The organism is Thalassotalea agariperforans (assembly GCF_053470345.1).
Genome location: NZ_JBQMWH010000007.1, coordinates 83,085 through 98,196, shown reverse-complemented (window position 1 = coordinate 98,196; position 15,112 = coordinate 83,085). Strand labels below are relative to the sequence as shown.

The window sequence follows — 15,112 nt, the reverse complement described above, 5'->3', positions numbered from 1 at the left end:
TAATCAACTCACTTTACGTTTGATCAAATCGCGAATAACAAACCGGTTTGGCGCTAAATTAAACAGCATTTTATTATCAACAGGATAAGGTGCGCCGGTTAGATCGGCAGCCAAAATGTCAGCTAATAATGGCGCAGAGCACAAACCTCGTGCCCCTAAACCAGATAACACGTATAAATTTTTATAGTGAGGCGCAGGGGTTTTATATCGCCAATTTTTATCTTTACTTAAATGGGCATATTCACTTTTATGTTCATTAAGTTTTGGCATAAAGCCCACCATTGGCAGGTGATCTGGTGTCATACAACGTAATCTAGCTTTGCTGGTATGAATATCTTCAGTTTGCCATGTGGCCAGTTCTGGTAAGCAAGTTTGTAACATCTTCAAGTTAAATTCATCTTCAGCTGCTTTCACTGAAATATCAAAGGTATCTTTTTCGAAGGTGGCACCTATGCATTGCACGCTTTTATGAGCAGGTGTTAAATAACCTTTATGACAAATAACCGTGGATAAGTTTGCTAATGCGTTATTTGCTTTCATATTACTGACTTGGCCACGAACTGCACTAAAAGGCAGTTGATTAACAATATTTAATTTAGCGGTTTCAGCGCCACCACAAACAATTAAAGTACTTGCCGTAACTTGCCCTTGTGACGTGGTTAATTGCCATTGCTCGTTAGCTAATTGCTCTATTTGAGTAACTTTTACGCCGGTTTCAATTTTTAAGCGATTGGTGTGACTGGCAGCTTTTAGTAATGCCTGTACTAATTCAGGCGGTGATATCCATCCTGCATTTGGCATAAATAAGCCACCGTGTTTTAGTGGGATTTTGGCAATGGCAGATGCTTGCTGTGCATCAATGCTGGTGATCAGGTGCTGATCCCAAGCGTTTAATTGCTCAAATTGTTGCTGGCGTTTAACTAATGCATCTTTGTAAGAAATTTCTAATAAACCACACCAGTCATGAGCAAAATGAAAGCCGTCGGCTAATAACTCATCATAAAGTTCCCTAGCGCGCCAAAACGCCTGCTGATAAAATAAGCTGATATCGTCTTGCTGCTGATGTAACAACGGAAATAAAGCACCAATGGTATTACTTGAAGCGCCTTGCGCGACTTTATTGTCTTGGCAATATAACACCACTTTAATGCCTTGTTTGGTTAAAGCATAAGCGGCACAAGCGGAAGCAATACCACCACCAATAATGACGGCGTGCATCGGCTTAGTTATTTTGGGGCGAAGTTGATAGCCTTTACCAAATTTTTCACTTTGCTGGAAAACAGCAACTAAGGTTTCTCTTTTTTTACCGTCGGTTATTTTTTTACTTACCCTAAAACCAACCTCTTTTAGTTGCCTGCGAACACTGCCGGCAATGGTAAAGGTGGCTAAACTTGCTTGTTCTTTTGAAAGTCGGGCAATTTCTTGAAATAACGCTGGTGTCCACATATCAGGATTTTGTGCTGGCGAAAAACCATCAAGATACCAAGCATCTACTATCCCGTGTTTATTTGATTTTACCGTGGCAAGGCCAAGGGTAGCATCTGAAAAAATTAAGGTTAGGCTAACTTTATCAGCTAAAAAATTTAGTTTGATAGTTTCATTCGGCTGAGGAGATTCAGGGTATTGCTCTAAAAGTAGCGACACCTGTTTAGCTAGCTCGGGCCAAATGGTTAATGATTGTTTAATTTGTGCTTTTGTTAAGGGGAATTTTTCTACACTGATAAAATGCAAGTTTGTCATTTGACAAGGTGATGCGGCCAGTGCTTTTTTTTCGGCAATATTCTGATAAAGCGCTAAAGTTAATAAAAAGTTTAAGCCGGTACCAAAGCCCGTTTCAGCAATAGTGAATGATTTTTGTTCAGCCTGTAATCGTTGTTGCAAATTGTTACTATTAATGAACACTTGTACACTTTGTCGACAACCATCAACAGTATCAAAATAAATATCATTAAATGTGGTGGAATAGGGACTACCATCTTTTTGGAAAAGTACTTTATTTTCTATGCTCACGAGAATGTCATCAAAATTTAAACTTAAGTAATTATCATGTATTATGTTACGCACTTATGGGGATAACTGCTAGCCAGAAACATTATTCAGTGTACAAGTGTTCACTGGATAGACCAGTTTGAGGTGCAAAAGCCGTTATCATACGCTCGATTTTATAAAATTACGATGGTTTGAAAATGAAACGTGTTGTTATCACTGGTTTAGGAATTGTCTCAAGTATTGGTAATGATGCTGATGAAGTATTAGCATCATTAAAAACTGGACGTTCTGGTATTTCTCGCGCAGAGAGCTTTGCTGAGTATGGTTTACGTAGTCAAGTTTGGGGTAAACCAAACATTGATGTTAAAGAACATATTGACCGTAAAGCGTTACGCTTTATGGGCGAAGCGTCTGCTTATTCTTATATTGCTATGCAACAAGCAATTGAAGATTCAAAATTAACTCCTGAGCAAGTGTCAAATATCCGCACGGGTATTGTTGCTGGCTCTGGTGGTGCATCTTCAGAAAACATTGTTTTATCAGCTGATACTTTACGTGAAAAAGGCGTAAAACGCGTTGGCCCTTATGCAGTTCCAAAAACAATGTCGAGCACAGTATCTGCTTGTTTAGCTACACCATTTAAAATTCTTGGTGTTAACTACTCGATCAGTTCAGCGTGTGCTACAAGTGCTCACTGTATTGGTAATGCCGCTGAATTAATTCAATTAGGCAAACAAGATGTTGTTTTTGCTGGTGGCGGTGAAGAAGTTCATTGGTCATTAGCCATGATGTTTGATGGCATGGGTGCTTTATCTTCTAAATACAATGACAGCCCTGAAACGGCTTCTCGTACTTATGATGCTGATCGTGATGGTTTTGTTATCTCTGGCGGCGGCGGTATGGTTGTTGTTGAAGAATTAGAGCATGCTTTAGCTCGTGGCGCGCATATCTATGCTGAAGTTGTTGGCTACGGTGCAACATCAGATGGCTACGATATGGTAGCGCCATCAGGTGAAGGTGCTGTTCGTTGTATGCAAATGGCTATGCAAGGTGTTGAAGGTGATGTTGATTACTTAAATACCCACGGCACATCAACACCGGTTGGTGATGTTAAAGAATTAGGTGCAATTCAAGAAGTATTTGGTGAAAAGTCACCGGCTATTTCTGCAACTAAAGCAATGACCGGCCATGCCTTAGGTGCAGCTGGTGTTCATGAAGCGATTTATACCTTGTTAATGATGGAAAATAACTTTATTTGTCCGTCTGTTAACATTAGTACGCTAGATGAAAAAGCCGAAGGTTTAGACATTGTTACTGAAACTCGCGACGCTGAAATTAACTTAGCTATGTCAAACAGTTTTGGTTTTGGTGGTACAAACGCAACCTTATTGCTTAAAAAGTACAAATAACGTTATACATGCTAGCCATTGTTAATTGCAGTGGCTAGCATATTTTTAAGATTTTCCTTTCTATATATTCTTCCCTACAACTGATACTCATCATTCTTAATATTCGTAATAATTTTTTATTAATTACTATTGTTAAATATTAATTGTTATAAATTAGACGGATTTTTTGTTGTCTGTGTGGTTAAATACGCTTTTATTGTCAAATTAATTGGATATTCTTTTGCACGCTCAATTTATTGGTGAACATTTTATTATTGATTGCCAAGAACATTCTATTATCAACCAAGGTATTCGCTACGATGTTCGCCCGAAAACCTTTCAATTATTATGCCTTTTAATTGAGCATAAAAATCAAATTATTGATAAGCAAACCTTGCTAGCGCAAGTATGGGATGATGTTGCAGTTGATGAGCAGGTTATATTCCAATCGATTGGTGAAATTCGTAAAATATTTGCAGATAAAAAAGTCATTCAAACTCATCCGAGAAAGGGCTATAGCTGGGTGGCAACTATTGAGCAAAAGTTGCTTGATTCAAGCAATAGTAAACAATCTGAAGATGTTCCGGTTAAATTAAAAGTAGCTAAAAATGGCTTATTCATTGTTTATGCTTTAATTGGTGTGCTGGTGTTAAGTTTACTGATTTATTTGTTTAATGATAAAGCTAGTTTAACGCTACCAAATAATACAACAGATGACGCTCTCGCTAGTTCATATAACTCGCCTATGAGAGCAGAGGAGCAAAGCGAAGCGTATAATCCTATATTTATTTTACCGACAAAAAATCAAATTATTGATCGTAATTATGATTGGGTTGCTATTGGCGTGATGGATACGTTAATTACTCAAGCAAAAGATCATTCGCAAGTTATGCCACTTGATTATGTTTTATTGTCGATGCGCAATGCTCAAATGGAGAGAAATTATAATCAAGCACAAATCAAACGGCTCTTCAAAATTACCGGTGCTGCAACTATTGTAGAAACTGAAATTTCACGAACATTAGATGAATTTCGGCTGATTTATAAATTACATTTTGTTAATAATACTAAACGAGAAGTGATTTTTAGCAGCTCTATTGAACAGTTAATTACTGCTTTAGGAAAAGTAATTGCGGATTTATCTCAGTCAACTTTGGATGATGTTAATGTTGATTACCGTGATTTTAATCATGAACTTTTTGTTGAAGCTTTAACCTTAGCTCAGCAAGGTAAGTTAGCTGCGGCAATACAACTGATGAAAGGATTGATCAGTGTTGAGCCGGAAAACATTCAAGCGCATAAAGTATTAAATGATTGGTACCAGTACCAAGAAGACTTTCAATCAGCGGTTGAAATAAGTCAAAAGGCGCTAGATCTTATCGCGAAATTTAATTCAGATAATTCATTGAAACATGCCGAAAGTGGACATAAAAAAAACATTGATCAAGCCAGTATTTATTATCGACATGCTTATAATTTATTTCGCTTAGGAGAATTAAATTCTGCTTGGCATTATGCCGAATTAATGGAAGCGCAATTACAGGTTGAAACTAATCCTTTTTATCATGGTTTCAGTCGCCAATTGGCCGGAGAGTTACAACTTGCTCAATTAAATTATCAAGCGGCTAAAGTGTCATTACAGCAAGCGCTAAATCAGTTTGAACGTATTTCCTATTCAATTGGCATGACATCGGTACATTGTTTATTAGCCAACGCTGAACAGGGGCTAGGTAATGAACAAGCCCGTCAATATCATCTTTCTGCCGCAAGAAAAGTTGTGAAAGATTATGAAATTCAAGATCTTATTACTAAATTTAAAATTGATTTAATTTTGTAATTATAGTTTTTTTAAGAAAATTTTAAGACCATTAACTTCCTTTTTACTCTATTTTAGCTTGGCTTCTTTAGCTAAGTTGTTCGCTTGCCGAGAAATATAATTAACGATGCAAGTTTGCCTAAAGAGAGTATTAACACTTGTTGAAATGGAAGGTATGTAATGAAAACAAAAAGGTTAACCCCCGTAAATGGGCATAAAAAATTAAGCTATTTGCTCAATTCGTTTGCCGTGAGTTCTTGCGCATTAATATTAATGGCGTGTGGTTCAAATGCAGACATCAATAGTGCGACAGCTAATAAGCGTTTAACACAAGATATTATCTTGTACGATTTTGAAACGGCTACAAAAGCGGAAGAAATTATTGTTTCAAACGGCGTGCAATCAATTGTTGGTAAGGAACAAGCGATTTCAGGCCAACATTCATTGTTAGTTAAATTACATGCTCAACAAAAAAACAATCCGGTATTAATGATCCGTCCTGAGCAACCGTTTGATTGGAGTGAATATGAAGATTTTCATATAGCCTTTGATTTAACTAACCATGGCACTGAGTCTGTGCAACTTGATCTTACTATGGCTGATAGTAGTGGTGGCTTTTATACACGTGGTTTAGTTGTGCCCGTTGGTAAAGTGCAAACCCACTATGCAAAAATGGATGGGCATGATCAACAAGATCCAGAATGGGCAACAAAAACCGAATTTAACTTTAGCTCAGGCTTTCGCTCAAACCCCGTAACATGGCAGTCAAATGACAAACAAGCCTATTCTTTTTGGGGTAAAAAGCGTTTAAATTTATCAGGTATTACCCAAATATCATTTTCTGCCAATGGATTATTATCTGATCGGCAGTTTACAATTGATAATATTCGTTTACGTGCCAATCCCAAAATGGATAAAAACTTCTTAACTGGTGTGATTGATAAATATGGTCAAAATGCCAAAGTAGATTATCCTGGCAAAGTAAAATCGGATGAACATTTAAAACAACTTGTTGCTGAAGAATTAGCCACCCTGAAAGGGGAAGTGATGTCAGATCGCTCGAAATTTCATGGTTGGAAAAACGGTCCGCGTTTTGAAGCAACAGGTTTCTTCCGTACGCAAAAAATAGAGGGACAATGGGCGATCATTGATCCTGAAGGTTATTTATATTTTTCTACCGGTATTGATATTATTCGTTTGTCTAATTCATCGACCATTACCGGCTATGATTTTGATCAAAAGTATATAAGTAAACGTACAGCGGATATGACAATAGCAGAAGATGATCAGCCTTTAAATGCTGTAAATAAAGAAGCTCTGCCAAGCCGATATGTTGCAAATGAAACCCGTAGTAAGGTTTTTCAATGGCTACCCGATTATGATGCTCCGTTAGGTAATCATTTTGGCTATCGTCGCGAAACCCAAAGTGGGCCATTAAAACATGGTGAAACATTTAGTTTTTATAGTGCTAACTTAGAGCGTCGGTATGGTGAAACCTATAAAGAGTCGTACCTTGATACTTGGCGCGAAGTTACCGTGCGGAGAATGTTGGACTGGGGTTATACCTCATTAGGAAACTGGTCTGAAGAGGCATATTACGGCAATAACAAAATTCCGTTTGTTGCATTTGCCGATATTATTGGTGAATTTGGTACCTTAAGTAGTGGTTTCGATTTTTGGCATGGCGTTCCTGATGCTTATGATCCAAGGTTTTATCAACGTGCTGTTGCAGCAGCAGAGCATGTTGCTAAGCAAATAAATGCAACACCTTGGTGTATGGGTATTTTTATGGACAATGAGCAAAGCTTCGGACGTGGTGGTAGCTTAGAGTCAACTTACGGAATTGTATTCAACACATTAAAAAGTGACGGCAATGCAGTACACGCGAAAGCGGCATTTACTAAAATTTTACAGGAAAAATATCAAACCATTGCAGCCTTAAACAAAGCTTGGAATAAAAATATAACGTCATGGCAAGCGTTCAATCAAGGAATTGACCCGAGCTTTAATACCAAAGCACAAGAGCAAGATTATTCAGATTTATTGTATCAATATGGTGTTCAGTATTTTGGTTCTGTCAATAAAGCGTTAAAGTCAGTATTGCCAAATCATTTATATTTAGGATCACGTATGCCTGTTTGGGGTATGCCAAAAGAAATTGTGCGAGCTGCTGCCGAGCACAATGATATTGTTACTTATAACTTATACAAAGAAGGCCTTGTTGCTAGTGAATGGGAAATTTTAGCTGAAGTAGATGCGCCAAGTTTAATTGGTGAATTTAGTTTTGGCTCTGATGATGCCGGCCATGTTCACCCAGGAATTGTGATTGCCGCGGATCAAAAAGATCGGGGCTTAAAAATGAAAAACTATATGAACTCGGTTATCGACAACCCTTACTTTGTTGGTGTTCATATGTTTCAGTATGCCGATGGCCCAATTTCAGGCCGTGCCTATGATGGTGAAAATTACAATACTGGTATCGTTAGGGTGACAGATGTACCTTACGAGCATATGGTTAACGCCGCTAAAGATGTCCATAAAAATCTATATCAACGTCGTTATGGTCACTTAACTAAGAAATTAACCCAAAAATAATAGCAGACTAATCTTAGCATTATGGTTGAGCGCCCAATTCAAGTTAAGTTGAATTGGGCGCTTTCATTTGGTGGTAAATATTGCTTGGTATTGCCCTAATTACCTCTTCAACTATCTTCCATCTAATTAGTATAAGAGAATACTGTATTTCGTTATTGGGTTGGCTACAATAGTCGCACTTTATTTTGAGTGTGAAAATTAATGAATATTTTTTATGATGAAAATATGCCATTTGCAAAAGAGTTTTTTGGCGACTTTTTTGGCGAGCAAACGCAATTAACGGCATTTAATGGTCGAACTTTAACGGCAGATGACGTTGCTTGTGCCGATGTTTTATTAGTACGTTCGGTTACTAAGGTTAATCAAGCGTTACTAGCGCAAAATAAAAACTTAGCCTTTGTTGGTACGGCAACAATAGGTGTTGATCATATTGAGCAAAGCTACTTATCGTCGCGTGACATTACCTTTACTGCTTCACCAGGCTGTAATGCCATTTCGGTGGCTGAATATGTGTTAAGTTCGTTGGTGATCTTATCGGAAAAATATAACTTTTCATTAAAAGACAAAACCGTTGGCATTATTGGTGGCGGTAATACCGGTACACGTACCAGTGAAAAATTTAAAGCGCTAGGTATTGATTATAAAATTTGTGATCCCCTTTTAGCCGAACAGGGTGACAGCAGAGAATTTGTGACCATTGAAGAGATCTTGTCGTGCGACATTATTTCCTTACATGTGCCATTAACCCGTACTGGTGAGCACCCAACCTATCATTTACTCAATGAAGAAAGGTTAAAACAATTAAAGCCAGAGCAAATATTGATTAATGCTTGTCGTGGTGAAGTGATCGACAATCAAGCGTTATTAGCGTTAAAGCAAGATGGTTATGAAACTAAGTTAGTGTTAGATGTTTGGGAAAATGAACCGAATATCTTAATGCCACTTATTGAATATGCAGAAATAGCCAGTGCTCATATTGCCGGTTATAGCCTAGAAGGTAAGTCACGTGGCACTGAAATGTTATATCAAGCTTTGTGTCGTAAGTTCGAAAAAACAATCACAAAAAGCTTAACAGACTTTTTACCTGAACCTGATATTGCAGTTACTAAAATAAATAGCAATTTTAGCGAGATTTTATTAAACCAGACTGTTAAAATGGTTTACGATGTTCGACGGGATGACGCTATTTTTCGTCAACAAATATCAGACTTCGGTTTTGACCATATTCGAAAAACATATCCTGTTCGCCGAGAGTTTTCATCTTTGACTATTATTGAAGAGATTGAAAGCAATATCGAAAACAGTATAAATACTAATCAAACTAAGTTACAGCCTTTGTATGAACTTGGTTTTAAACAAACACCATTAGAAGAGGTATAAAGCTCAAATGGCACAGAAATTTGACGTTTGCGTACTTGGCGCAACAGGTTTAGTTGGTAAAACAATCATGGAAATCTTAGAGCAACGTGATTTTCCAATTAATAAACTATATCCATTAGCAAGTGCTCGTTCAGCTGGCGAATTTATTGAATTTAATGGTGAAAGCATTGAAGTATTAGATGCAGACAACTTTGATTTTAGCTTAGCTCAAATTGGTTTCTTTTCTGCTGGTGGCGCTACTTCAGCTAAATTTGCGCCAATTGCTGGTGAAGCAGGTTGTATTGTTATTGATAACACTTCTGAATTCCGTTACGAAGACGATATTCCATTAGTGGTACCAGAAGTAAACCCAGGTGCTTTAGCTGATTACCGTAACCGCAATATTATTGCTAACCCTAACTGTTCAACAATTCAAATGTTAGTGGCATTAAAACCAATTCAAGACGCTGTTGGTATTTCACGTATTAACGTATGTACTTATCAGTCAGTATCTGGTGGCGGTAAAGAAGCAATGGATGAATTAGCAACACAAACAGCTGATTTATTACAAGGCAAACCAGCAGAGCCGAAGAACTTTTCTCGTCAAATCGCGTTTAACGTGATCCCACAAATTGATGTCTTCTTAGAAAATGGTTACACCAAAGAAGAAATGAAAATGGTATGGGAAACTAAGAAAATTTTTGGTGACGACACTATTTTAGTTAACCCAACAGCGGTACGTGTACCTGTGTTTTTTGGTCATGCTGAAGCTTTACACATTGAAACTAAAACGCCAATTTCAGCGGAAGAAGTTAAAGCGTTATTAAAAGAAGCTGATGGTGTTATTTTATGTGAAAACGATGCTGATTTCCCAACACAAATTGGTGAAGCAAGTGGTCAAGACGCTACTTATGTTGGTCGTGTTCGCGATGATATCAGCCATGAAAATGGGGTTAACCTTTGGATTGTTGCTGACAACGTTCGTAAAGGCGCGGCAACTAACTCAGTTCAAATCGGTGAATTGTTAATTAAAGAATACCTTTCATAATAAATTTTAACTTTTTATTAAGTTAGAATTTAATTAAAGTAGATCAGAAATGAGTCGACATAGTAGTGGCGGCTTGTTTCTGATTTTTTATTTTTAGCGAATGAATAATTTTATCTTGCAATCAACTTGGTATTATTACCGAGTTGGAATAAACTTTGCTTTAAAAAATTGCTAGTCAAAAAGCCAAATTATTGACAATAATGATAAAACTTAGGGAAGCCTTAATGCAACGATTGTTACGCCTGTGTATTTTACGGGTAATTTTAATAAGCATTGTCACTTTTATACCTGCTAGTTATGCTGCTGAACAGGCCGGTATCAGTATACGTGGCCCAAAATCTTCCGATGCTTTTCCTTATGATCAGTATGGCCCGCTAACCAATAAAGATACTCTTTGGAATATTGCTTTAAAAGTACGCCCAGATCCACGCTTAACCGTGTATCAAGTGATGACGGCTTTATTTCAACAAAACCCGCAAGCTTTTCAAGATAATAATTTAAATCACCTAGTTAACGGCCAATATTTAAAAATACCTAGTATTGAGCAAATGCGCTCAATTAACCCAACTAGTGCCAAACAAAAGTCAGAAGTTGATGATACGGTTTGGGAAAAGAAAGTTAAAAGTGCTGTTGTTGCGAAAAAAGAACAAATTAAACCAGAAGAAATATCGGTTAAGAAAAAAGACTTAGACGCGGCTAAATCAGAAATAAATGAGCAATTAAAAACTATCGACGAAACACAAGAGAAGCGTTTATCGACGATTCAAAATGATGTAGCTGATTCTATTGATGGTTTGCAAGCCTTATTGCAAGAAAATGAAGGCTTAAAAAATCGCTTAACTAATTTTGATAAACAATTGAATGTTATGCAAAATGAAGTGGCAAAAAGCGAAGAAATTAAGTTACAAATGGATAATTTGTTAACTAATCAACAAGCCTTATTAGAAAAAGCTAACGCACGCGAGCAAGAATTATTACTAGCTAAGCAACAAGCTGAGCTGGAACGGCAAAACTTTGCCAACAGTCCTTGGATGACAGGGATTTTGGCAACCGTACCTGCGATATTACTAATTGGTATCTTTGCATTATTGTTAATGAGAAAAAAATCGCAGCCGGATGATAAAAAGAAACAAGCAGAAGCTGAAAATATTACCGATGAAGATTTAGCATTTCCTGATCCAAAAGAAAGTGGCGCTGATGAACTCTCGTTAGAAAGTAATGAAGCAAAGAGTGATGATGAATTATCACTGGATGATGAGCTTAGTTTAGATGATGAATTATCGCTTGATGATGAGTTGAATTTGGATGATGAATTATCCATTGATCTAGGTGATGAACTTGATGACGATTTAAGTAGTTTAGATGAATTACTTGATGATGATGTGATTCAACTGGATGATGAATTAGATGATGATAGTTTAGATGATCTTGAAGAAATTGCTTTAGATGATGACGATAGCGAAGAGTTAGGGTCAACAGAGCTAGATCAAAGTGATTTAGATGCCTTATTATCAGGCTTTGATTCAGATAAAAAAACTGATGAAAGCGAAATATTAGAAGGTGGTGAATTAGATCAAGACGCTTTAGATGCACTTTTAGTTTCTGATGATGAGACAGCAGAGCCTGAAAGTACGTCAGATACATCACAAGACGATATTGATGCGATTTTATCAGGTGAAGATCCTTTAGTTGATGAAAATGATGAGTTAACCGATCCTGACGACATTGATGCTTTATTAGCGGGTGTTGAAGAAGATAATACTCAAGACGACGATAGCCAAAAAGAATTAACAGACCCTGATGATATTGATGCTTTATTAGCGGGTGTTGAAGAAGATAATACTCAAGACGACGATAGCCAAAAAGAATTAACAGACCCTGATGATATCGATGCTTTATTAGCAGGTGTTGAGCAAGAAAGTGCTACTGAAGAAAATTCTGAGATAGAAGATGACAGCATCGAAGCAGAAAGTGCCGAAGACGATAGTCAAAAAGAGTTAACCGACCCTGATGATATCGATGCCTTATTAGCGGGTGTTGAGCAAGAAAGTGCTACTGAAGAAAATTCTGAGACAGAAGATGACAGCATCGAAGAAGAAAGTGCCGAAGACGATAGTCAAAAAGAATTAACTGATCCTGATGACATTGACGCGTTATTAGCGGGTGTTGAACAGGAAAGCGCTGCTGAAGAAAATTCTGAGGAAGAAGCTGAAGCAGACCATAGCATCGAAGAAGAAAGTGCCGAAGACGATAATCAAAAAGAATTAACCGATCCTGATGACATTGATGTCTTATTAGCGGGTGTTGAGCAAGAAAGCGTTGCGGAGGAAAGCTCTGAATCAGAATCAGCCGAAGACGATAGTCAAAAGGAATTAACAGATCCTGATGACATTGATGCTTTATTAGCAGGTGTTGAACAAGAAAGCGTTGCGGAGGAAAGCTCTGAATCAGAATCAGCCGAAGACGATAATCAAAAAGAATTAACCGACCCTGAAGACATTGATGCTTTATTAGCGGGTGTTGAGCAAGAAAGCTCTGAGATAGAAGATGACGGCATCGAAGAAGAAAGTACCGAAGAAGATGGCCAAAAAGAATTAACCGACCCTGACGACATTGATGCTTTATTAGCGGGTGTTGAGCAGGAAAGCGCTGCTGAAGAAAGTTCTGAGGTAGAAGATGATAGCACCTTAGAAGAAGGTGCCGAAGACGATAGCCAAAAAGAATTAACCGATCCTGATGACATTGACGCTTTATTAGCGGGTGTTGAACAGGAAAGCGCTGCTGAAGAAAGTTCTGAGACAGAAGATGACAGCATTGAAGAAGAAAGTGCTGAAGACGATAGTCAAAAAGAATTAACTGATCCTGATGACATTGACGCTTTATTAGCGGGGTTTGATACCCCAGATAATATAGATACAGAGGTTTCTCCATCCGATAAACACAATGAAGAATCTGTTAACACAGACGATAATTCTTCTTCGCCTCAGCAAGGTCAAAATGCTGAACAAATTGAAAATTTATCTGAAGAACTTATTACGCCATTTTTAGCGATGGATTTTAGTGACATATCTTCTTCGAATGAATTGCAAGATGATATTGATATCGCTGAAACTGACGAAGTGGAATCGGACGATATAGACATTGATGCCTTATTAGCTGAAATGGGGGATGACTCTGAACTTGATGATGACGCTAGCGAACTTGAAGTTTCAGATATTGATCTAGACGATATCGAAAATATGCTATCGGATGATGAGCTTGATACGTCGGTTGAACAAGCGTCGTCAGCATCTGATGAAATTGACGATAGTTTGTTATCTGAAGAATTTACCGAAGATGATGTTGAATTAGATAATGATGAACCGGCAATAGAATTATCACCTGATTTTACTGATAGTAATGTGTTGGCTGATTTATTAAATGATGGCGAGACAAAAGCAAAAGAAGACGTTGTTGAAGCTAGTGAAATGAATGATATTCAAGAGCTTGACGATTTAGATTTTGACGAGTTATTAGCAAATATTGAAGAAGAAACAGCCAGTTCAACTACTGATGATCTCGATGAATTTGATATTGGTGATGATATTGACGACGAAGATGAAATCAACGAATTACTTGAACAGCAAGATGCCAAACAAGAAAGTGATTTTGTTTCAGTTGATTCATTATTATCAGACAGTTTAGATATCAATATGGTTGATGAACCTTATGATCAAAAGAAAATTGACGTGGGTTTAGAAGACTTCCCTGAATTTGGTCATAATGGTGAGCCCATTGATGTTGATGAAGATGATGAAAACGGGGTTGCTGCTAAACTGGATCTTGCTAAGGTTTATCTTGAAATTGGCGACCTTGAAAATGCGGAAGTGATTTTAATGGACGTGGTTGAAAAAGGTGATGCACAGCAGCAATACGAAGCCCAACAACTATTAGATAATTTAAAATAGCGTTTTTCCTCAAAAAATTACTGAAAGCCAACGTTTGTCCGTTGGCTTTTTTGTTAAAATTGTAGATAATGCGCCTCCAACTTTGAGAGGTAGCTATGCGGTATGCATTAGGCGTTGAATACGACGGTAAAAATTATTGTGGCTGGCAACGCCAAAAGAACGTTATCGGTGTTCAACAACGAATTGAAGAAGCACTGTCAAAAGTTGCTGATGAACCCATTGAAGTTGTTTGCGCCGGCAGAACAGATACTGGTGTTAATGCTACCAATCAAATAATCCATTTTGACACCAATAAAGTCAGAAAAGACATTGCTTGGACATTAGGGGTTAATACTAATTTACCGCTAGATATTGCCATCCGTTGGGTTAAGCCGGTTTCTGATGAATTCCATGCTCGTTTTTCTGCCACTGCTCGTCGTTATCGTTATATTATCAATAATGCACGTTTACGACCGGCTATTTTGGCTTCCGGCGTTAGCTTTTGTCAGCATCCATTAGATGAAAATTTAATGCACCAAGCAGCTCAAGCTTTAGTAGGTAAACATGATTTTACCTCATTTAGAACCGTCCATTGTCAATCTCATTCGCCAGTTCGAACACTCACTCATTGTAATGTTACTCGTCATGGTGATTACATTGTGATTGATGTTAAAGGCAATGCTTTTTTGCACCATATGGTGAGAAATATTGCGGGTAGTTTAATGCGGGTAGGGCAGTCACAAGAAACCGTTGATTGGATTGCACAAGTGCTTGCCGCTAAAAATCGTTGCTTAGCTGGTATGACGGCACCTGCAGGTGGTTTATATTTTGTTGCTGTTGACTACCCTGATATATTTGAATTACCTAAACACGCCATGGGACCTTTGTTTCTGGCTGATTAATAGAAAAAACCGACAGAGCCGACCAGTTTTTAGTATTCACAATCAACTAAAATATGGTTAAATTCGCGGTTATATTTGTTTTCATTACA

Annotated in this window: 8 protein-coding genes; 7 read left to right on the top strand and 1 reads right to left on the bottom strand. The window is 37.6% G+C overall.

Going from position 1 to position 15,112, the window contains the following annotated elements:
- Nucleotides 1-3 precede the first annotated feature (3 nt).
- Complete coding sequence (mnmC, locus tag ACSLUO_RS11030; RefSeq protein ID WP_448248582.1) at nt 4-2,010, bottom strand: bifunctional tRNA (5-methylaminomethyl-2-thiouridine)(34)-methyltransferase MnmC2/FAD-dependent 5-carboxymethylaminomethyl-2-thiouridine(34) oxidoreductase MnmC1; 2,007 nt, start codon at nt 2,008-2,010, stop codon at nt 4-6.
- A 176-nt stretch (nt 2,011-2,186) separates the two neighbouring features.
- Between mnmC and fabB the strand changes: the two genes are divergently transcribed.
- The 7 genes from fabB (at nt 2,187) to truA (ending at nt 15,023) form a co-directional block, all read left to right on the top strand.
- Entirely contained in the window at nt 2,187-3,398 is a 1,212-nt protein-coding gene (gene fabB, locus ACSLUO_RS11025; RefSeq protein WP_448248581.1) for a beta-ketoacyl-ACP synthase I, read from the top strand.
- Nucleotides 3,399-3,618: 220 nt separating this feature from the next.
- A complete protein-coding gene (locus ACSLUO_RS11020) occupies nt 3,619-5,214 on the top strand; it encodes a winged helix-turn-helix domain-containing protein (RefSeq protein ID WP_448248580.1) in 1,596 nt (531 codons plus the stop codon).
- A gap of 159 nt (nt 5,215-5,373) precedes the next feature.
- Nucleotides 5,374-7,788, top strand: a complete 2,415-nt coding sequence (locus ACSLUO_RS11015; RefSeq protein WP_448248579.1) for a beta-galactosidase — start codon at nt 5,374-5,376, stop codon at nt 7,786-7,788.
- A 201-nt stretch (nt 7,789-7,989) separates the two neighbouring features.
- Nucleotides 7,990-9,168, top strand: a complete 1,179-nt coding sequence (locus ACSLUO_RS11010) for a 4-phosphoerythronate dehydrogenase (protein ID WP_448248578.1) — start codon at nt 7,990-7,992, stop codon at nt 9,166-9,168.
- Between the two features lie 7 nt (nt 9,169-9,175).
- Nucleotides 9,176-10,195 carry an aspartate-semialdehyde dehydrogenase gene (locus ACSLUO_RS11005; RefSeq protein WP_448248577.1) on the top strand — a complete coding sequence of 340 codons (1,020 nt, stop codon included), beginning with the start codon at nt 9,176-9,178 and terminating at the stop codon, nt 10,193-10,195.
- A 224-nt stretch (nt 10,196-10,419) separates the two neighbouring features.
- On the top strand, nt 10,420-14,142 hold the full coding sequence (locus ACSLUO_RS11000; RefSeq protein WP_448248576.1) for a FimV/HubP family polar landmark protein: 3,723 nt from the start codon (nt 10,420-10,422) through the stop codon (nt 14,140-14,142).
- 95 nt (nt 14,143-14,237) lie between these two features.
- On the top strand, nt 14,238-15,023 hold the full coding sequence (truA, locus tag ACSLUO_RS10995) for a tRNA pseudouridine(38-40) synthase TruA (protein ID WP_448248575.1): 786 nt from the start codon (nt 14,238-14,240) through the stop codon (nt 15,021-15,023).
- Nucleotides 15,024-15,112 lie beyond the last annotated feature (89 nt).